At 57.9% G+C, this 20,709-nt stretch carries 14 protein-coding genes and 1 pseudogene; 1 reads left to right on the forward strand and 14 read right to left on the reverse strand.

Features of this window, described 5'->3' with window-relative positions; genetic code table 11:
* The 14 genes and pseudogenes from PVA01S_RS08670 to prmA form a co-directional block, all read right to left on the reverse strand.
* Positions 1-703, reverse strand: a 703-nt coding sequence (locus tag PVA01S_RS08670) for an AAA family ATPase (protein ID WP_164751780.1), incomplete at its 3' end; no start/stop codon positions are given.
* Positions 704-739: 36 nt separating this feature from the next.
* Positions 740-1,921 (reverse strand): exonuclease SbcCD subunit D, encoded by a 1,182-nt coding sequence (locus tag PVA01S_RS08675; protein WP_127606870.1) that lies wholly within the window; start codon positions 1,919-1,921, stop codon positions 740-742.
* A 52-nt stretch (positions 1,922-1,973) separates the two neighbouring features.
* Positions 1,974-4,775, reverse strand: a pseudogene (locus PVA01S_RS08680) (3'-5' exonuclease); the annotation flags it as partial.
* A gap of 122 nt (positions 4,776-4,897) precedes the next feature.
* Positions 4,898-6,553 (reverse strand): reverse transcriptase domain-containing protein, encoded by a 1,656-nt coding sequence (locus PVA01S_RS08685; protein WP_164751781.1) that lies wholly within the window; start codon positions 6,551-6,553, stop codon positions 4,898-4,900.
* Between the two features lie 748 nt (positions 6,554-7,301).
* Positions 7,302-8,651, reverse strand: a complete 1,350-nt coding sequence (locus PVA01S_RS08690) for a UvrD-helicase domain-containing protein (protein WP_307720672.1) — start codon at positions 8,649-8,651, stop codon at positions 7,302-7,304.
* A complete protein-coding gene (addB, locus tag PVA01S_RS08695; protein ID WP_127606876.1) occupies positions 8,648-12,331 on the reverse strand; it encodes a helicase-exonuclease AddAB subunit AddB in 3,684 nt (1,227 codons plus the stop codon). The genes PVA01S_RS08690 and addB overlap by 4 nt, the downstream gene beginning before the upstream one ends.
* 321 nt (positions 12,332-12,652) lie before the next feature.
* On the reverse strand, positions 12,653-13,240 hold the full coding sequence (locus tag PVA01S_RS08700) for a nitroreductase family protein (RefSeq protein WP_127606877.1): 588 nt from the start codon (positions 13,238-13,240) through the stop codon (positions 12,653-12,655).
* 35 nt (positions 13,241-13,275) lie between these two features.
* Positions 13,276-14,646, reverse strand: coding sequence for a class I SAM-dependent rRNA methyltransferase (locus PVA01S_RS08705; protein ID WP_127607039.1), 1,371 nt, complete (start codon positions 14,644-14,646; stop codon positions 13,276-13,278).
* Between the two features lie 347 nt (positions 14,647-14,993).
* Complete coding sequence (deoC, locus tag PVA01S_RS08710; RefSeq protein ID WP_054798011.1) at positions 14,994-15,677, reverse strand: deoxyribose-phosphate aldolase; 684 nt, start codon at positions 15,675-15,677, stop codon at positions 14,994-14,996.
* Between the two features lie 2 nt (positions 15,678-15,679).
* Positions 15,680-16,108 carry an NUDIX hydrolase gene (locus PVA01S_RS08715; RefSeq protein ID WP_127606879.1) on the reverse strand — a complete coding sequence of 143 codons (429 nt, stop codon included), beginning with the start codon at positions 16,106-16,108 and terminating at the stop codon, positions 15,680-15,682.
* A gap of 17 nt (positions 16,109-16,125) precedes the next feature.
* Entirely contained in the window at positions 16,126-17,526 is a 1,401-nt protein-coding gene (gene mtaB / locus PVA01S_RS08720; protein ID WP_054798012.1) for a tRNA (N(6)-L-threonylcarbamoyladenosine(37)-C(2))-methylthiotransferase MtaB, read from the reverse strand.
* 2 nt (positions 17,527-17,528) lie between these two features.
* Positions 17,529-18,329: a 16S rRNA (uracil(1498)-N(3))-methyltransferase gene (locus PVA01S_RS08725; RefSeq protein WP_127606881.1), complete on the reverse strand. Its 801-nt coding sequence runs from the start codon at positions 18,327-18,329 to the stop codon at positions 17,529-17,531.
* Between the two features lie 83 nt (positions 18,330-18,412).
* Entirely contained in the window at positions 18,413-19,099 is a 687-nt protein-coding gene (locus tag PVA01S_RS08730) for a site-2 protease family protein (protein WP_127606883.1), read from the reverse strand.
* Between the two features lie 10 nt (positions 19,100-19,109).
* Positions 19,110-20,087, reverse strand: a complete 978-nt coding sequence (gene prmA / locus PVA01S_RS08735; RefSeq protein ID WP_127606885.1) for a 50S ribosomal protein L11 methyltransferase — start codon at positions 20,085-20,087, stop codon at positions 19,110-19,112.
* Positions 20,088-20,233: 146 nt separating this feature from the next.
* Between prmA and PVA01S_RS08740 the strand changes: the two genes are divergently transcribed.
* Positions 20,234-20,707 carry a CBO0543 family protein gene (locus PVA01S_RS08740; protein WP_127606887.1) on the forward strand — a complete coding sequence of 158 codons (474 nt, stop codon included), beginning with the start codon at positions 20,234-20,236 and terminating at the stop codon, positions 20,705-20,707.
* Positions 20,708-20,709: the final 2 nt, after the last annotated feature.

Below are 20,709 nucleotides of genomic sequence, written 5' to 3' on the forward strand. Positions count from 1 at the left end.
GCACGCGCGCGCACGCCTCGCGGGCCTCGGCCAGCCGCGTCTCGGCCAGCGCGAGCGCTTCCGCCGAAGCGTCGCCAAGCCCTTGCTGCTCCGCCTGCAGCTCCTTGACGGCCGCATCGGCCGCCTTATAGCGGCTGGCCGTTTTCGCGCTCAAACGATCGCCGTACGGCTCCAAGTGAAACAGCCGCTGCAGCATCGCCCGCCGGTCTTTGCCCGCAAGCGTCAAAAACTCCGCAAACTTCCCCTGCGGCAGCACAACCGCGCGGGTGAAATCGGCCATCGACAAGCCAAGCAGCTCTTGGACATGCTGATTGACTTCGCCGGCCTTGTCTGCGAGAACGATCGTCTCTCCCTGTTCGTAGCGAATCAAGCGGCAAAGACTGCCGAGCATCGACAGCTCGCCATTCCGTTTAAACTGGCGGTCTACCCGATACCGCTCGCTTCCTCCAGCCGTGGCCAGCTCGAAAGTAAACGATACGGAAAGCGTGTCCTCGGCCTGGTTCATAACCGCTTGCGTGCCGCCCGGCGCACGTTCCACCTTGCCGTACAGCGCCAGCGTAATCGCGTCCAGCAGCGTCGATTTGCCGCTGCCCGTCGGGCCGAAAATACCAAACACGCCCGCCCCGGTCAAAGCCCCGAAATCAATTTCCTGCACTTCGCGGTAGCTTTGCAATCCGCCAATTTGCAGCAATATCGGACGCATCGTACGCGCCTCCCTTCTGCCAATCTATGGTAAGCGTTAAGCCGATTCTTCTTCCTCCTGCTCATCCGACAGCAGCTCCAGAAACAGCCGGGTCAGCTCGGGCTCGGGCAACGCGCCGCCGGTCTGCCGTTCGTAGAAACGGCGGAACAGCTCATCCATCGGCAGCTTCGAAGTCGCCCGGTAGGCTTCGCTCTCCGCTTCCAGCTCCGGATAAACCGGCCGGATATGAATCAAGCCTTCCCGCGTCTGCCGCAGCCGATGGATTTGCTCGAGCGAGATCGTCTCCTGCAAATGCAGCTCCAGATCGATCCAGGCTGTCGCGTCCTTCGCTTCATCGAGCCAGCGGTACACTTCCGCCAAGCCGCCCTTCGCCTTCCACTCCACCAACGGGCGGCCGCATGAGAGGAACACCTCCTCCAGCACCGGCTCGCCGCCCGGCTTCAAGTCGACAATCGTCACCGACTTCGCTTGTCCCGCTTCAGAGAAGCTGTATGCCAGCGGAGAACCGCTGTACCGGATAACCGTATCGCCGCTCAGCTGCTGCTGCGGACGATGCAAATGCCCGAGCGCCGCATAACGGGCGCCGACCGCCAACGCCGACGCATCCACCGTATAAGCGCCGCCGACCTGGATCGGCCGCTCCGATTCCGTTTCTTTGCCCCCGAGCACATACAAATGGCTCATCAGCAAATTGACCGTTTGCGGACCGAAATGTTTCGCCTGTTCCATCGCGATGTGGCGCACGCGATCCGAATAAGCCGCACGCAGCACCGCCTCGTCGGCTTCATCGGTCAGCAGTTCCCGGAGCCGCGATTCGGAAGGATACGGCAGCGCGAACAAAACCGCCGTCTCCCCCGTTCGGGCGATCGGCACGCGATGCACCCTGGGCTCAGGCAGCCCGATCAGCGTAACGCCAAGCTTCCCGGCGAGCGGCGCGGCTGCGGTCAGCCGGTCCGGGTGATCGTGGTTGCCCGCGATGGCAAACACCGGTCGGCTGCCTTGATCGGACAGTCGCGCCAGCGCCTCGTAAAACAACTGCTCCGCCGCCGCCGGCGGATTGACCGAGTCGTAGACGTCCCCGGCCAGCAGGACGAGATCGATCTGCTGATCGCGAACGATCGCCGCGAGCTCGTCGACAAACGCCTCCTGCTCGGACAGCCGGCTGCGGCCCTCCAGCGTTCGCCCGAAATGCCAGTCGGCCGTATGCAAAATCCGCATGGGATTCATTCCTCCTTCGCGTTTCTAGTATCCGGGCATTCGCCCCTGAGGGCTAAAGCTCCACGATATGCGCGCCGTCGAACAAAAAGATGAACGTACCGTGCACCGGTTTTTTCCAAATCGACTGAACCGCTCTCGCGTACAATTGAAGCTGCAGCCGATATTTCTCCGCGATGCTGGCCGGAGAGGCTCCTTTTAAACGGTCCGTCTTATAATCGAGCAGCACGTAACCGTCGCCTTCGTCGATCAAGCAATCGATGACGCCCTGCAGCATGACCGTCTCCTCGGCAAGTCCGGCTTCGTCTCCCTGATATACATCCCTGGCGGGCAGGCCGAAGCTGAACGGCACCTCGCGGTATACGCGCTGCGCGGACAGCAGGCGACCGCCGAGCTCGCTTTGAAAGAACGAAGCGATCACCTGCGGGTCGACGAGCTCGCGCTGCGACTCCGTCAATAGTTCCCTGCGCACCAGATCCGCGAGCGTTTCGCGGATATCCGCTTCCTGCGGAAGACGGCCGAGCGGCATATGCTGCATAACCGCGTGGAACACCGATCCGCGCTCGGCGGCATTCAGCTCCCGCTGCTCCAGGAAGCGCGGCCGCCTCACGATGAGAGGCCGGTAAGCCGAAGCCCGCCGGCCCGAAGCGCCGGCTGCCGGCCATTCACTCGTTGTGCCGGATTCGCTCTGTGGAGCGGATGCATGCAACGAGCGTGCCGCCTTCGCCGTTCCGCCGAACAAAGCCTCGCCGAACTCGTCCCAGCGTACCGTCGCAGCAGCCCCGTCTTCCGCCAGCAGATCGAGCAGCTTGTCGTGCTCGGAAAGCCGCTTCAGCTCCGTCACCGACGTTTTGGAGAACACCTGCGTCGCGTCCGGATGCGCATAGCGCCACGATAACCGTCGCCATACTTCGCGCTCCCAGCGTTCCGTATCGTCCACCGGCTCCAGCCGGGCAAGCGACGCCCAACGGGGATCCGAGCTCGCCGCTTCCGTCCCCGCCGCCGCCTGAACCGTTCCGGCGAACCGCTCCTGGCTTAAAATTTCGATTCGCCAACGCGAGGGCTCGCGCATCACGATCGCATGCGGCGATTCGTCGATTCCTACCGCTTGCCGCATCAGCTCTCCGTCCGGATGACGCATCAGAGCCGGTCCGATCCAATCCAAATAACAGCGGGCCGAGGCCAGCGTATCGTCGGGCAGCGGCAGCACATCGCGGCCGACGTAACGTCCCCAGGTTCCGAGCAGCTTCTCCAAACCGCGCACGCTTCCCAGCAAAATCAGCTTCTCTTTCGCCCGGGTCAACGCGACATACAAGACTCGCATTTCTTCGGCGAGCGATTCCATCCTGATTTTTTGCTTGATTGCAAGCCACGGCAGCGTCGGATAGCTGACACGCGTATCCGTCTCCGTCAGCTTCGGGCCGAAGCCGAGCTCCTTGTGCAGCAGGAATGCATCAGTCAGCTCGCGGCGGTTGAACGCCTTGGCGCAGCCGGCGACGAACACGACCGGGAATTCCAGACCCTTGCTCTTATGAATCGTCATAATCCGCACGACATCTTCCTGTTCCCCAAGCGCGCGGGCCGTTCCCAGGTCCCCTCCGCTCTCCTGCATCCGGTCCACAAACCGCAAAAACCGGAACAAGCCGCGAAGGCTCGTCGCTTCGTATTGCTTGGCACGGTCGTACAGCGCCCGCAAATTCGCCTGACGCTGTTCCCCGCCGGGCAGCCCTCCGACGAAGTCGAAATAACCGGTTTCCCGATAAATATCCCAGACCAAATCGGCAAGCGGCCCTTGCAGCGACTGCAGCCGCCACGTCTTCAACGCCTCGTGGAACCGCTGAAGCTTGTGCCGCAACGCCGGACGCGGTACGAACATGTCGTTGGAGGCTTGCGCAAGACTTTGCTCGCTTTCCGAGCCGCAGCCAGCCAAGTCCGCTTCGCTCGTTCCGGCTGCACTCTGATCGCCGCTCCCGCTTCCATTCGCCGCAAGCCAATCTCCCGAACCGCTTGCGGCTTGACGAGCCTGCCCAGATTCATGCGCGCCGCTTGCGGATTCCCGGCCGATGTAAGCGCGAACCGCATCGAAGAACGGTCCGTGGCGCCGTCCGATCCGAATATGCGCGAGCTCCTCTTCGTCCAAGCCGACGAGCGGCGACCGGAGCACTCCGGCAAGCGGGATATCCTGATACGGGTTGTCGATGATCCGAAGCAGCGACAGCACAACCTGCACTTCCGTCGCCGAAAAATAACCGGTGTTCAGCTCCGCATAAGCCGGAATCCCCCGCAGGCGCAGCTCCTCGATCAGCACCGGCGCCCACTGCTGGGTCGCCCGCAGCAGCACGACGATGTCACGGAACGCAATGTCGCGCATCGCTTTCGCACCTTTGTCATAGACCTGGTACTTGCTTCCGCCGTCCGCTCCCATCATCGAAAGAATGCGCTCTGCGATGTACCGCCCTTCCAGTTGGGCCGTCTCGAGTTCTTTCGCTTCCGACATCGGGTCGCTTCCGCCGCCTTCGGGTTCCTGCCCTTCCGCATCCGCGTCCGGCGAAGCGCCTGCGCCCGGCTCCTCACGGGAATCCGCAGACCTGTCGATCAATATCAGCTCGGCCGCACGGTCGCCCCCGTCCTCCGGATAGGACGCGCCGCAGACGAGCTCCGCTCTGGCGTCGTAGTCGATCTCGCCGACGCTCTCGTTCATCACCTGACGGAAAATATAGTTCGTCCCGTCGACCACCTCGCGCCGGCTGCGGAAGTTACGCGCTAAATCGATGCGCTGCCCCGGCTCGCTGCCGTCCGCCCGATAGCTTTTATACTTCTCCTGAAACAATCCCGGCTCTGCCAGCCGAAAGCGGTAGTAGGGTAAGAACCCCGCGCCTTGTCACATTGCTGTGACAGGTTTCGAAGAACTCCCCTCAGAACCGTACGTACCCGTCTCCGGGTATACGGCTCGCCACTTGTCATCTCGACCCTAGATTCCTAGTAACCCTGATGGATATTATGATGACATTCCGGACAAACGATAAGCATGATCCGGTTCTTGCCGATCCTCATTCGTTCCCGTATCTCTTTGCCCCCGAGGTTAATGGGTTTATTCATGTGATGTACTTCATAGTCAAGCCTGAAGTCGTTTGTACCGCAGAGCTCGCACTGACCGGCACGCAGCCGATCGAGTAAGCTCGCAGCATTGTTGAAGAAAGGCATTAGACGGGGATGAAGGTCCGGGTCAGACAACGTATAGGGAGCCTTGGCCCTTGAAAATCCGTCCTTATAGAAAAAGAGAGTCTTGGTTAGACCTGTTTTCGTTTCGTAAGGAATGCCCCAATTCTTATCAACAGCGAACTTCCGCTTTATTTTAGCGATACTGGACTTATGCTTGTTGGCAAGGGTCGCCAAACAGCTGTATTCCATAACATACCGCAATTGCCGCATGTACGTGCTCACATTCATAGCCATTTTGTAAAAATTGTATAAACCTCGAAGGCGTGCGTTGTATAACGCAACAATTTCGATATCGGGAAGATGGATGATGGACGGAATGTGGAGCATCCGCCATGGCTTGGCATCAATGTCTTTAACCATCTTGTGTTTGATGATGAAGTTCCTGACGATATCATCCGGCATATAGAGTTCGACACGATCATGCCCCTCTCTCTTTCTGGCGCCGGTTTGATCTTTTTTGAAATTCCAGTCGCTTTTGACCTTCATGATGTGCCCAAGGAATTTAGTCCCTGCTTCAGCATGAGTGATGAGCGTCTTTTCTTCCGACCCTTCAATCTCCAATTCCCGAAGCATGAAATCCTTGACATCCTGTTTAATCTTTTCACTGTGCTCTTTACTGCCCCAGACCGCGATGACAAATTCGCCGGCGTATCGAATGCACTTGATACGCTTGAACTCCGATTCTTCCGATGCGTCATATGGAAGATTATTCCTTACAGCGGATTGCTCTTTAATAAATTCAGTCACGGTCTCGCGAGTGCTTGCGTCGTCAGCAGCTTCCAGCTTCCGCTTAGCCCGAACAACCCGCATGTCCAGTTTCTTGTATTCGGTAGAAACTTTCTTCATTTTCGGAGAACCCGTGTCGAACTTTTCCTTATAAGAGATAAACCACTTGTCCAAGCAGTCCAGATAGATGTTGGCAAGAACAGGGCTTACAAGGCCGCCTTGAGGGGTGCCGCTGTAAGTACCGTCGTACTTCCAATCTTCCAAATAACCAGCTCTAAGCAATTTCCATATGAGTCGGATGAACTTGGCATCTTTTATTTTCTTTTCAAGGATAGCTATTAGTTTATGATGGGAGAGATGATCCAAATAACCATTAATATCTCCTTTAATGAACCAGGTCGCTCCCTTGAATTGAACTTTGGCTTCGTGGAGGGCCGTGTGACAGCTGCGATTAGGTCTATAGCCGTAACTGAAATTTGCAAAAGCGGGTTCGTATATCGCCTCAAGGATCATCCTGCATATTTCTTGGATGATTCTGTCCGGGAAGGAAGGATTCCCGAGCGGTCGTTTTTGACCGTTTTTCTTAGGGATACCCGTTCTCCGAACCGGTTTAGGCTGATACGATTCGTTTTTCATCGACTCAACTAAAGCGTTGACTTTCTCCAAGCTGAACTTGTCAGCGGTCACACCATCGATCTCCCGTGTTCCACTGCCGTCATTCGCATATAAATTGTTATAGGCCAGGAAGTAAAAGTCTGTGTTGTAGAAAAGTCGATATACCCTATCAAATCTATAGTCAGGTTTCTCACTGGATATCTTGGTCAATAGGTATAAAGTTTCGCTAGAATTCACGGAGCCTTGCGCTCCTTTCCGCAAATTTTATACCGACAAGCTGTCTCCCTTCGCCATGTGACAGGCTTTCCCTATCTCGAACTACTACGGAGACTCCGTTACCTTATGAGATATTCAATCCCTTCGGATATAGCCATATCGGGCATTCTCACTTAGGTAATCCCCATTTAGTCACATCAGTCCAAGCGCGATAAGTTGTCGGATGGTCCTTTCGTCCTTTCCACCTGTCCAGGTGTGCGTCAGCACTTGAGAAGCTTGGGTATCATCTCATATTATAGCATTTATCCGATATGAGATGTCTGACAGCGTTCCATCTATCCACTGTCAGCGTGCTGATAACAGGTAGCAGCTAACTTTCCTGTCTGGCAAGCATGGGCCCGCTGAGACTAGACTTTAAGCAGTTTAGCTTTCATCCTTGTACTTATCTTTATGCCTCGCCGTTCAGTCGTGGTGCGTTAGCTCACCAACTTACGACTTTCCCAACATGCTGCACTCCCCGCCAGGTTTCCCCTTTGGATAAGTTGGGCGGCATGACTTCGATACCCTGGAAGCCCCTCCGCTTAATGAGGAAAACTGATGCGCCTTATGGGCGCACAATGCTCTGCTTCACATCGCCGACCATAAACCGGTTGCCGGGCCGTTCCCGCGAGATCAAAGCGACGATCGCTTCCTGCACCCGATTCGTGTCCTGGTATTCGTCAAGCAGCACTTCTTCGAATTGTTCGCGGTATTCCAGCGCCGCAGCGGATGGAACCGGATGGTCCGGGGTTCCCCCCTCCTCACTTAGAATGCGGAGGCAGTAATGCTCCAGATCGGCAAAGTCAACCAGCCCTTTATCCAGTTTGGCCGCTTGATACCGCTCTCCGAACGTCATGACCAGCTCGGCCAGCGCGCTCATTAAAGGCGCCATTCGCTTCAACTCTTCGTCGTATTGCTCCAAGCTGCGCGAGAACCATTCCTCCCTGAGGGTCGCCAGCTTGTCTTTCGCCGCATTGCGAAGCTCCTTGACGCGTTCCTGCAGCTCTTTATCGTAATGATCGCCCTTGCACGGCTTCAGCTTGCCGAATCCCGCGCCCTGTACAGCGTGATACAAATGCTCCCATCCGTGTCCTTCCGACAGCTCCAGCAAATACTCGATAACCGTCAGGTCGTCGTCCAGATTGGCCAAATACGGCTCGGGGCCGCCCGGCGTCCGGGACAGCCGGATCGCTTCCCGCAGCAGCCCGATTGCGCCCTGCAGCTCTATCCGTACCGCAGCCCGGAGGCTGTACAGCCACGGATGATCATCTTCTAAGCGCCGTTCCCCGAACATGCGTACGCATTCGTTCAGCCAATGCTCCGGCCAAGGATGGCTGCGCGAATCGTCGTACAACCGCTGCACAAGGCGAAACAACCCTTCGTCGTTCTTATCGCCGCTGAACGAGTCGGCCAAAGTCCAGAACGGATCGCCTTCCGCCGCTTCGCCGTACCGTTCTTCCAGCAGCTCCTCCAGCTGCTCTTGACGCAGCAGCGCGCTTTCCGTCTCATTGGCGATACGAAAGCCCGGATCAAGTCCGATACGCTGGTAATGCTTCTGAATCACTTCCATACAAAAGGAATGAAGGGTCGTAATAAACGCGCGCGGAATCAGCGCCAGCTGCCGCCGCAAATGCTCCGATTCCGGATCGGCGGTCAATGCCTTCTCAAGCGCCTCACTGATCCGGTGACGCATCTCGGCAGCGGCCGCCTTCGTGAACGTCGCGACCAATAAACGGTCAACGTCGATTGGCGAGTTCGGATCGGCTATGCGCCGGATGATGCGCTCGACCAAGACCGCCGTCTTGCCCGATCCGGCCGCCGCCGCCACCAGGACGGAACGACCGCGAGTCGCTACAGCGCTCCACTGATCGTCCGTCCACGTGCTATCCTCTGGTCTGGGTATGCTCATCTTCATCGTTCATTCCCTCCTTCTTCGGATTCCGCCGACTCCTCTTCAGGCTCCTGTCCGATTTCCAGCGCCGCAAGCGGGCTCGTGCGTGCGGCCGCAGGGCGGAACGTCCGCGCCTTCTCTCCGCCCGCAGGAGTCTGCGCTTTGCGCTCCATCAGCTCCAGCGCCGTCTCTTTGCCGAGCGCAGGCAGCTGCTTGAACGCATTGCCGGCAAGCTGCGGATCGAACTGGCATACCGGCTTGTACGAGCAGCCTTGACAGGCTGTCGCCGTACCGATACGGAACGGCTCGATCCCGATATGACCGTCGGTCATCGAGGTGCCGATATCGCGAATGGTCCTTCGGACATGCTTGCGCACCGCATTCCATTCCGCCTCCGTTGCGACCGAAGACGTCTTGTAAAAGCCGCCGTCCGCCTTCAACGCAACCGGAAGCAGTTCCGAGTAACCGCTGGAGCCGATCAAACCGCTATCCATCAAGCGAATCGTGTCTGGATCGGCAGTGAGCAGACCTTTCATTTTAAACCGTTTCTTCATTTCTTTCTCGATTTGCTCGGCGCTGATCGCATTCTTGACGTTCAGCAGCGGATTGTGCACGTGGAAGTACAGGACCCCCGCAGGCTGAGCTTCCGTACCGAGCCAAAGCGGGGCATGGGTCAGAATGACGTCCAAATACGTCATCATTTGCAGCGATAGTCCATAGTACACTTCCCCGAGCTGCAGCGCCTTGGAGCTCGACTTGTAATCGATGACCCGCAGCAGCGTGCCGCGCTCCGTATCGGCCCGGTCGATGCGATCGATCCGGCCTCGCAGGTTCATATGAACGCCGTTCTCCAGCTCGTACTGAAGCGGCGGTATCGACTGGCCTGCGCCGAAGGCGATTTCCAGTCCGATCGGACGGAACTGCCCCCGTTTCGCATGCTCCCCTAACATGAGCGCCGCTCTGGCGATCACCTGCTTCAGCTTGCGGGCGATGTAATGGTACCGCTTCGAGCTGAGCAATATTTCGCCCTGCAGTCTTGGCGTCAGCGCATCGATCACGAGTGCCGCACGGCGTTCGGTTTCGGCCGCCGTCATGCCGCCCCAGTCGACGCCTTCGCGGACGACCTGTTCGGCGAATTGGCTGAGCGCCGCATGGAACAACTGCCCGATATCCGGGGCCTCCAGCCGAAACATCCGCCGTTCCTTCAGCCTTAAGCCGTGAGAAACGAATTGCGAGTAGGGGCATGCGACAAACCGCTCCATCCGGGATACGCTCGTCTCGATCGTGTCCCCGTACAGCTGCCGGCTCGCAGCCGGACTTAGCGGCTGGATCCGGTTCGTATACTGCAGCGCCTCCATCATTCTCGCCAATCTGCCGCTATATTCAGGCTGGCGGGCGAACCAATTGTACACCGACCACCAGACACCGTGGATCGGCGTTCCCCGCATCCATTGCTTCAACTGCACGATCAGAAGGGACAGCGCTTTGTTCGGGTGCGACACGAATTCGAGCTGCTCGCCAGCCGTCGTTTGCGCAGCCGGTTCGTTCAGCAGGAGCCTTTCCGGAACGTCCGGAAACAACCGTTTGATCTGACGGATCACATCGGACGGAAGCAGCGACTTGCCTTCCTCGTCAGCCAGCGGATAGCTGAGCCACAACCCGACGCTGGGCGTACACAGCGCGTTATAAATCAAGAACGATTCGTCGAGCAGCCTTCTCCGGCTGTCCTCCGCAAGCTGAAGACCGGCTTCCGCCAGCCGCAGCCGCTCGGCCTCCGTCAGTACGCCGCTTTCGACGATTTTGGACGGCATGACCCCTTCGTTGACGCCCAGCACGAACAGATGCTTGACGCCGTCAGACCGGGTGCGGTCCATACTGCCGATCAGCACCTGATCCAGCGTCGGCGGGACAAGCCCGAGCTTGATGCTTTCCAGGCCGGTTTCGACGAGCTTGGCAAACTGCTCCAGCGACGTCTCTTCGTCGCCCGTCAGCTCGACGAGCTGATCGAACATATCGATCACGCGATCCCACACTTGCGCGTGCTCTCTCGCCTTCTCGGGCTTGCCCGACCGAAGCGCCGCTTGTCCCCAAGCTTCGAGACGCTCGGGCACTCGCAGCCCTTCAAGCAGCTCGTACAACGCCTCTACGCGGTCGCGCACCGCCTTCCGCTCGCGCAGACGGTCCTGCAGCCGGCCGAGAGGGTCAGCCACAAGCCTCCTGCAGCGGTTGATTTGGCGTAAAAAAGCCGTATCCGCCTCGCGCCGGCCTTCCTCCTGCTCCAGCGAAGCCTCATAAACGTACGTCCAGTCCGCGTTCACCCGCCACTTCGAGCCTTGAATCCCGAAAGCCAGCACGTAGTTTTCCAGCTGATCGAACGCATAGCGGCCGACTTGGAGCTGCGGCGCCTCGCCCTCCCCGCCGCCGGTATTCGGCAGCGGTGTCAAGAACCCCGTCTTCACACAGCGGAACACCGCATCATATTTCCAATGAAGCCGGGCAACTTCCAGCGCGGAACGGATGAATTCAACAAGCGGATGATGCAGCACCGACCGCTTCTGGTCGAAAAACAAAGGGATGCCGAAGTCCGCAAACGTTCCGGCGATCAAATCGCCGTAAGCCTCGATGTTGCGCACGGAGACGGCGATGTCGCGCCAGCGCATCCCCTCTTCCCGCACCAGGCTCCGGATGTCCCGCGCCAGTCCCTCCACTTCGGCCCTGCGGTGAACGGCTGCCGTAACACGCAATGCCGCGCCTTCTCGCTCTTCCGGCGACATGCGGTACGCCTGCTTCATCCGGCTGCCCCAGTGCGCCTCCATGTGCGCGAGCATCGGGTTGGCGCGAAACCGGGCCGGCGGCGCCGCCGGCAGCACTTCCGGCTCCCGGACGGCAATCCCCAGCTCGTCAAGCCTGCGCCGCAGCTGAACCATCGTCCGCGCCGTCGGATGGAACAAGTCGAGCTCCTGCAGCTCCTTCCCGGCCCGGTACGGCCGGTTTAAGCTCAGCGTGAGCGTCACATCCTCTGCATGCACGGCAAGCTGCTCGATCACGGCGGCTTCCTGCGGTGTAAAACCGTGAAAACCGTCGATCCAACAAACCGCCTCGCGGATGTAGGACGATTCGCCGATCTGTCTGGCGAGCAGCGTCAAATAATCTTCCCCGTCCAAATAAAGCCGGGACAGCTCCTCCTCAAATTCGGCATACACGCTCTGCAGGTCATGCAGCTTGTCTGCCAGCGATCCTGTCGGCCCGGCTCCCGCCGCAAACCGCTCCCGATAAAAACGGCCGAAATCCGCCGACGTCACGCCATACCTTTTAAATTCGGTAAACAATTGATTGACATGATCCAAATACCCCATTTGGTCCGCAGCCGTATGCAGCCGTTTCAAACGATCCCGTTGTTTATGTAAAATGCGGTGAAGCAGCAGCTTCTTGCCCGTTTCGTCAATCGGCAGCCGCGCCGTACCGCCCACTTCCTGCATCACGCGCCAGGCCAGACGCCGGAAGCTGAGCACCTGCGCCCGAAGCGTCCCGCCAAGCTCCGGCACCGAGATCAAAGCGTACTCCGCCTGGAACGTCGCCTGCTCCGGCACGAGCCAGATGAGCGGAGGCCCCTGCGGCTCCGCCTTCAGTCTCTGTTTAATTTCGTTCAGGCACAGCGTTGTCTTGCCGCTGCCCGCACGCCCAAGCACGAATCGAAACGCCATGTTAGCTCCTCCTCTTCCCACACCGCACCTTGTCCTTAACTCTACTATTCTACCAAAGAAACCGTAGTTCAGGTAAAAGGTAGGTTCTGGTACATTATATCATATATTGAGAAATAAGAACACACGTTCCTGACGTAAACCGGGCATACGCACGCCGCCTCCCGGTTTGGGATTTCCACCCTCCTGCCGCTGCTCTTCGCGCGAACGTATTGCTTTCCTCTCCCCTTTTCGGATAACGCCTTCGCTGGGCGTATACGAAGAACAGCCTGACGCACGGATTGCATCAGGCTGTTCGAAATAAATCGGAACGGTGAACATGACTTAGGTCAGATGTTCGGTAATCCACCGCGTCTTATCGGCGACCGGACGGCGCTTTCCTTCCGGCTGCGGCATAGCCGGCTGCCCGACGTACAACAGCCCGACGAGCGCTTCGTCGCCGGTTAAGCCGAACGCTTGCTGCATGCGCGGATGATACATCGGCTCGCCCGAGCGCCAGATCGCCCCGAGCCCGAGCGCATGCGCGGCAAGCAGCATATTTTGCACGGCCGCGTGGGCGGCTGCGAATTCCTCGATGCGGCTGACGCCCTTCTCCGCCGAAGGCGAAACGGCGACCGCAATCACCACCGGCGACCGGAACGCTTTAGCCGCATGCTTCGCGCGGAACGCTTCCCTTTCTTCCGGCGCCAACTTGGCCGGACTTTGCGTTTGCTCCGCAATGTCGGCGTAGGCTTCGCCCAGAATGTGCCGTCCATTCCCCGTCAGCACAAAGAAGCGCCAAGGCTCCGTCGCATGATGGCTGGGCGCCCAATTGCCCGCTTCCAACAGCTGCTCGATCTGTTCGCGGGGCACCGCTATGTCTTTCACACGACCGATCGTGCGCCTTTCGCGAATCGCTTTAAACACATCCATGTCTTCCACTCCTCCCCATTGTGAGTGATCGCTGCCTATACTCTCGTCGTAACCTCAAATATGGCAAACTTCAAATAATGTCCTTCATCCACGCCCAGAATGCGCGGATGATCCTTGCCCGCCGCCCGAAAATCGACAAGGCGCAGCGTCTTGCCCGCGTCGCGGGCCGCCGCATGAATCGTCTCCAGGAACAAATCCGGCTTCATGTGATAGGAGCAGCTCGCCGTAACCAAATATCCGCCCTCGTTCACCAGCTTCATCCCGTGCAGGTTGATGTCTTTATAGCCTCGGCATGCGCCTTCCACCGCGCTCCGCGATTTGGCGAACGCCGGAGGGTCCAGAATGACGACGTCCCACGTCCGCCCCTTAGCCTCCAGCTTAACCGACGTATCGACTTTGCGGCGGTCGGCCTGCCCCCGTTCCTGACGCTGCTCGATCCCGCGCACTTGCTCGCGCAAATAATCGAACGCATCGGCCACTACGAACTCCACACGGTCACCGAATCCGTTCAACTCCACATTGCGCCGCGCAGTCTCTACCGCGTGCTCGGAGATGTCGAGGCAGGTTACCTTCTTCGCTCCGTATTGGCAAGCGTTAAGAGTAAAGCTGCCCGTATGAGAGAAGCATTCGAGAACGGTCGCTCCGTCCCAATAGGGGAACGTTACTTCCTGCCCGCTTTTATTGACCGGCACCCGTCTGAGCGTGCCGTCGTCGGTCAGCTTGTCGACGGTCTGAATGCCGCTGCGTTTGCCCCAGCCGAGCATCAACGGCGCGATGGCCGCCCGGTTTTCCCGCTGATCGAAGAAATAGCCCGTCTTTTGCCCCTCGACGATATCCACCTCCAGCAGCAGCCCGTTCTCGCGAATCGCAATATGCCGCGGGCACTCGCCGTACAGTACGCCTTTGCGCTGTTCCAAGCCCTCAAGCTCGCGGACGGAGACGTCGCTTCGCTCGTAAATCCCCGCCGGCTGCATCACCTCTACAAGCGCGGACACAATCGCCTCCCGCGCGGTCTCCATGCCAAGCGTCAGCAGCTGCACTACAAGGACGTCCTCGAACTTGTCTACGATCAGCCCGGGCATAAAGTCCGCTTCGCCGTAAACGAGCCGGTACGACCTGGCCTCCGGCAAAAAGCGCTCGCGGTGTGCTTTCGCATGCCGCAAGCGATCCGCGAACCAATCATGCGTCAGCTCGGCGAGCGGCTCGTAAGAGACGATCCGGACCGTCAGATGTGACGCAGGATTATAATAACCGGTAGCGAGATATTGACCGTCATGCCGGTGCACGGCGACAAGACGGCCCGGCTCCGTTTCGCCCTCCACCCGTTCGATTTCCGTGCGGTATACCCAAGGGTGGCCTTCTTCCAGCCGTTTTTTCCGTTTTTTATGTAAATAAACGATCGCCATCATGCTTCCCCATCCTTTACTCTGTGTACCCGACTGCGGCCAATAATCGCGACAAATAGCGGAGCTTTGGTACGCCATTGGACCTTTTGGACGCCCTATCAAAGAAATAGCGGAACTGCAGTGTCTTATTTGCTCCTATTTCGTTTGAAAAGGGAGATTCGCCGCAAATAAGCCATCCTGGTTCCGCTATTGATGAAGTGCAGGCGTAAGATGCCCCAAATCAAGCATCCGAGTTCCGCTATTCCATGATGAGCGCTCAGAGGGAGCACCAACCGTCCGGCGCGAACGCATGCTGCCGGTGCAATCGGCGCACCCCGGCCGCTGAGAGCCGCGATAGCCCCGCCCGCCTAGTAGGACGACGCGCCGGTGCTGCCCTGCATCAAAGCGACGCCGGAGCTCGTGCCGAGCCGCGTCGCGCCGGCTTCAATCATGCGCACCGCGGTCTCGAGATCGCGAATGCCGCCGGACGCTTTCACGCCGATGGAATCCGGAACGGACGAACGCATCAGGGCAATGTCTTCCACCGTCGCGCCGCCCTGGCCGAAGCCTGTCGACGTCTTGACGTAATGGGCGCCTGCTTCGACAGACAGCTGGCAGGCCGTTTTCTTTTGCTCCTCGTTCAAGGCGCCCGTCTCGAAGATCACCTTCACGATCGCTTGGCCTTCCACCGCACGCACGACTGCGCGGATGTCTTCGCGGACTGCGGCGTAATCGCCCTGCTTCAATCGTCCGATCTGCAGCACCATATCGATCTCCGCCGCGCCCTGCTCGGCCGCTTTCGCCGCTTCCAACGCTTTCACGGAGCTTTCCATCGCGCCCAGCGGGAAACCGCAGACGACGCTGATCTTCACCCCGGAGCCCTGCAGGAGCTCGCGGCACAAAGGCACCCAAGTGCCGTTGACGCACACGCTGTAAAAGCGGTATTGACGCGCTTCTTCACAAATTTTACGGATCGCTTGTTCGTCGGCGTCCGCTTTCAGCAGAGTATGATCGATATACCCGGGCAGCTTGCTTACATCAAAGGCCGTCATCGTTACTCCACCTCATAACCTAGCGCGTCCAGCGCCTTTTTTAATACCGAATCGTTGTTGCCGTAACCCGAATGCGTCTGCTGATGCCACGCTTCGAGGGGATGCAGCCACTCAACGCCGCGAATTTCCTCCACCTGCGCTTGCAGCGTCCCCCCGGTCGCCTCGACCAGATAGTAGTACACCTCTTTATCCACGACCCCGACGCCTGACAAATTGAACTGATAGGTGATTGTCTCGAGCGGTTTCACGATGCGGCCGACGATGCCTGTCTCCTCCAAAATTTCGCGGAGCGCGGTTTGTTCGACCGTTTCGCCAGGTTCCATTTTCCCTTTCGGCAGCGTAATTTTCCCGTAACGGTCTTGGATCATCTGCACCTGCAAATCGTCACCGGCTTTTCGGTACACCACGCCGCCAGCTGAAATCTCCTTCATCGACAACACCCTTCCATTTATACGATTGCTTTGGCCGCTTGTCCTGGAATTGCCTCTGCCGTCGCCTTCGTCGCTCTCTTCAAGCCGCTGACGGCAGGCAGCTGCGGCGCGCCGACGATTTGTCCGCGGCATTCGTTAACGCCCGCTTCCGTCACCTTCACCCGGCACACTTGCCCGATCCAGTCTTCGCTGCCTTCGAACACAACCGACAAATAGTTATCCGAGTAGCCCATAATCATCCCGCTGCCGGGCTGCGCTTTATGCTCGCGCTCCGGGATGATCTCCAGCACTTGGCCGATGAATTTCTGCGCGTAAGCGAGCTGCATCCGTTCGGACAAATCGATCAGCTCGTGCACGCGCGCGTTCTTCAACTCTTCGTCGACCTGATCCTCCATCCGCGCTGCCGGCGTACCGGTCCGCTTGGAGTACGGAAACACGTGCATTTCCGAGAAGCCCATACGTTCCATGAACGCATAGCCGTTCCGGAACATCTCTTCCGTTTCGCCCGGGAAGCCGACGATGACGTCCGTCGTAATCGCGACGCCCGGCATAATGCGGTGAATATGCTCGATCTTCGCGGCAAACTCCTCGGTCGTATATTTCCGGCGCATCCGCTTCAGCACGTCATTATCGCCCGCCTGCAGCGGAATGTGCAGATGACGGCACATTTTCTCGGAATGCTGGAGCACCTCGAGCACCTCATCCGTAATTTGGCTGGCTTCGATGGAGCTGATGCGGATCCGTTTCAAGCCTTCCACCTTGTCCAAATCCCAAAGCAGCTTGGCCAAGCTGTAATCTTCCATATCTTCCCCGTATCCGCCCGTATGAATCCCCGTCAGCACGATTTCCTGATAGCCTGCGTCCACCAGCATCCGCGCCTGGTTGATGACGCTTTGCGGTTCGCGGCTGCGCATTAATCCGCGCGACCACGGAATGATACAGAACGTGCAGAAGTTGTTGCAGCCCTCTTGAATTTTCAAGAAGGCACGGGTCCGGTCTGCGAAATCGGGCACGTCAAGCTCTTCGAACGCCCGCGTTTTCATGATGTTGCGGACCGCATTGATCGGCTGCCGCTCCCGCTCCAGCTGCTTCACATAGGTCAAAATTTTGTCCCGGTCCTGCGTGCCGATCACCAGATCGACGCCCGGGATGGCTAAAATTTCGGCCGGGGACGTCTGTGCGTAACAGCCGGTGACCGCAATGATCGCTTCCGGGTTGCGCCTTATTGCGCGGCGAATCATTTGCCTGCTCTTCTTGTCCCCCGTATTCGTAACCGTACACGTATTGATCACATAAATATCGGCCGTCGATTCGAAGTCGACCTGCTCGTAGCCCTCCTGTTTGAACAGCTGCCAGATCGCTTCCGTATCGTAGAAGTTGACTTTACAGCCGAGGGTGTGAAAAGCGACTGATGCCATAATTACCGTTCTCCTCCCATCTCACCGGATTCATATAAAATACACGTCAGACCGACCATGGCGGCGGTTTCCGTTCGTAAAATACGTTTGCCCAAAGAGACCGCACGGCAGCCGGCGCGTTCCGCTTCATCCGCTTCGCGTTCGCTGAATCCGCCTTCCGGTCCGACGATCAGCAGCAGCTTCGGACGAGCAGCGGCATGAGTGCCCCCGGTCTCCGCCGCTTCCGGGCCCATACGCCCCTGAAGCGCTGCGCGAATCTGCGCTCGCAGCTCCTGAACATCCTGCTTCTCATAGCAAAACCAAGCGGCATCCGCCTCGGCGGCGAGCTGCAGCAGCTCCTTCCAGCCGCGCACGGCATCGACGGACGGAATCCGGTTGCGGTGCGCCTGTTCGGCCGCTTCCTTGGCAATTTTTTGCCACCGTTCCAGACGCTTGCCTTCCTTCTTCCCGTCCAGCTGAACGACGGTGCGCTCCGACGTGAAAGGCACGAACCGGGTTGCCCCGATCTCCGTTCCCTTCTGGATCACCAGCTCCATCTTGTCGCCTTTCGGCAAGCTTTGCGCGATCCATACGTCGACGCTTGGTTCGCGGTCCATCGGCAGCTCCGTCTCAACCTCCGCCGACACTTGTCCGCCTTCGAGCGAACGAAGCACGACAACAGCTTCGCGGTTCGCCCCGTCGCTCACGATACAGCGATCTCCGGCTTTAGCCCGCATGACGCGAATCAAGTGGTGAGCGTCGTCACCCGTTATCGTAACCATATCAGCGGAAAATTGCTCCGGCTGAATGAAATATCTCTGCATAACCCCCATCGCTTTCCCAAAAAAAGGTGAGACCGTTATACAGGTTCGTAGAACGGTCAACCTTCATCATACACGTTTTTTCGCTAAAAAGCCAGAGGTCCGAATATCGGTTTAAGTATAGCCACGAACAAGGCCAAAATGTCGTTCTGCCAAGCGAAAATCGGGCCGAGCGTTACCACACGGATCGGCGGAATAAAGAACATCAGCAGCACGGCATAGAACAACCACTGCTGGTATTGCTGCAGCTTGATCGCCCAGGGACGCGGCAGCACATCTTCCAGAATGCGGTAGCCGTCCAGCGGCGGGAACGGAATCAAATTTAAAATGAATAGAAATATGTTCTGAATAACCATCCAGTGCAAAAACGTCAGCACGGCGCTCGAAACCCCCGGACTCATGCCGTCAAGCCAGCCGTACGCGTGAAAAGCGTAGACGAACACCAAGCTGATAAACCCGAGTACAAGATTGCTGAAAGGGCCCGCGAACGACACGGCGATACCCATCACGCGCGGGTGTTTGAATCGTCCCCGGTTGATCAGCACGGGCTTGGCCCAGCCGATCCCGACAATGAGAAAGAAGATCATGCCCAGCCAATCCAGATGAACGCGCGGGTTTAACGTCACCCGGCCCATCGCGCGCGGCGTCGGGTCGCCGAACTTGTCGGCAAGATACGCATGCGCAAATTCATGTACCGTGAAGGCAAGCAGCAGCACAAGAAAGACGAAGGGCAGTTCGTCAACCGGATACGGCAGAAAACTACTCCAATCCATCGACGCTCACCTACGGCTTTCTGGCGACGAGCACGACCCAATCCTGATCCTCGTTCACCTCGGTTACATGGAAGCCGGCCGACGTTAATGCGTCCTGCACCATGTCCTGCTTGCTCTTGATAACGCCTGACACAATATAAGAGCCCCCCGAGGCGAGCGCTTCGTACACATCCTGTACGAACATTAATATAATTTCCGCCAAAATGTTGGCGACCACGACCTGCACCGGCAGCTGCACGCCGAGCGCCGTGCTTTCACCGGCAGCCCGATGTTCATTGATCACCTGCAGCAAATCGCTCAGCTTCACCGTAATGCGATCGTCCAAGCCGTTCAAATGTACGTTCTCCGTCGCGCTGGAGACGGCGACCGGATCAAGATCGAGCGCGAGCACGTGTTTGGCTCCCAGCTTCGCCGCCGCGATTGCCAGAATCCCCGAGCCCGTCCCGACATCAATCACGTCGTCGCCTTCCTTCACAACCTGCTCGATCGTCTTCAGGCAGAGGGCCGTCGTCGCATGCGTTCCCGTCCCGAACGCCATGCCCGGATCCAGTTCCAGAATAATCTCTTCGGCCTGCGGCTCGTACTCTTCCCAGGTCGGCTTAATCGTCAGCCGGTCGGTAATGCGCAGCGGTTTGAAATATTGCTTCCACGCATTCGCCCAATCCTCGTCGTCGACCAGCTTCCACTCGTAAGTCGGCTCGCCGGTATCAATATCAAACTCCGCGAGCTGAGTAACGGATTGCTTCAGCTCCTGGAGGATCGCTTCGGTATCCGAACCTTCGGCAAAGTAACCTTTAATAACCGCTCGTCCTTCCGGAATATCGTTCAACGGCAGCTCGTACCATTGACCTAGCGACGTGTCGCGCGGTTTGTTCAACGTGCCTGATTCCTCGATGGAAACGCCTCCGGCACCAAGCTCGTGTATAAAATTGGAGATCATTTCGATCGCTTCTTCTGTCGTATATACCGTAATTTCATGCCAACGCACCGGGTATTCCCTCCCATAATTTGCTCCATTTTCACGCATAAGAACAAGTATACAACAATTAGGGATACGGGTAAAATGACGGGTTCTTACATAAACGGTGCGGGAAAGGCTAAATCTAACAAACACACAGTAAAGGCGGGTCCGTAATGACGAAGGATAGATGGATAATAGCTCTTATTTATTTGCTTGGAGCGATCGCGACCGTGCTGTTGATCCCCAAGCCCAAGCGGCGAGAAGCGATTATGGCATTTCTCGCCTGTCAGCCGTTAACCTGGTTAGACTCGCTGCTGCACGTCAAGTTTCATCTGCTGTCATTCCCGGTGCGCGAATTTCCGAAAGCGACCGACCTGCTGTTTACGACCGAATACTTTCTGTATCCGCTAATATGCGCGCTTTATATCGCGAATGAGCCGAAGGGAGCGCTATCCGCCCGCCTGGCCGCTCTCGCATTGGCCGTCTCCGCATTAACCGGTATCGTTGCGCTGCTCGTCACCTATTCGAATTTAATTCGATACGAGCGCTATTCCTGGTACTGGACCTGGATTAGACTTTTTCTGGAATTCACCGTTGTTCGCTTGTACTGCGGCTGGTATTTCAAATCAGAGCCGACTGCCAACTAAAC

The organism is Paenibacillus validus NBRC 15382 (assembly GCF_004000985.1).
Lineage (GTDB): Bacteria > Bacillota > Bacilli > Paenibacillales > NBRC-103111 > Paenibacillus_G > Paenibacillus_G validus.

Bases quoted from the DNA above. Each gene is read 5' to 3' on its own strand.
- PVA01S_RS08675 (WP_127606870.1), bottom strand. From the start codon at position 1,921: ATGCGGATTTTGCATACGGCCGACTGGCATTTCGGGCGAACGCTGGAG.
- PVA01S_RS08690 (WP_307720672.1), bottom strand. From the start codon at position 8,651: ATGAAGATGAGCATACCCAGACCAGAGGATAGCACGTGGACGGACGAT.
- addB (WP_127606876.1), bottom strand. From the start codon at position 12,331: ATGGCGTTTCGATTCGTGCTTGGGCGTGCGGGCAGCGGCAAGACAACG.
- PVA01S_RS08700 (WP_127606877.1), bottom strand. From the start codon at position 13,240: ATGGATGTGTTTAAAGCGATTCGCGAAAGGCGCACGATCGGTCGTGTG.
- PVA01S_RS08705 (WP_127607039.1), bottom strand. From the start codon at position 14,646: ATGGCGATCGTTTATTTACATAAAAAACGGAAAAAACGGCTGGAAGAA.
- deoC (WP_054798011.1), bottom strand. From the start codon at position 15,677: ATGACGGCCTTTGATGTAAGCAAGCTGCCCGGGTATATCGATCATACT.
- PVA01S_RS08715 (WP_127606879.1), bottom strand. From the start codon at position 16,108: ATGAAGGAGATTTCAGCTGGCGGCGTGGTGTACCGAAAAGCCGGTGAC.
- mtaB (WP_054798012.1), bottom strand. From the start codon at position 17,526: ATGGCATCAGTCGCTTTTCACACCCTCGGCTGTAAAGTCAACTTCTAC.
- PVA01S_RS08725 (WP_127606881.1), bottom strand. From the start codon at position 18,329: ATGCAGAGATATTTCATTCAGCCGGAGCAATTTTCCGCTGATATGGTT.
- PVA01S_RS08730 (WP_127606883.1), bottom strand. From the start codon at position 19,099: ATGGATTGGAGTAGTTTTCTGCCGTATCCGGTTGACGAACTGCCCTTC.
- PVA01S_RS08740 (WP_127606887.1), top strand. From the start codon at position 20,234: ATGACGAAGGATAGATGGATAATAGCTCTTATTTATTTGCTTGGAGCG.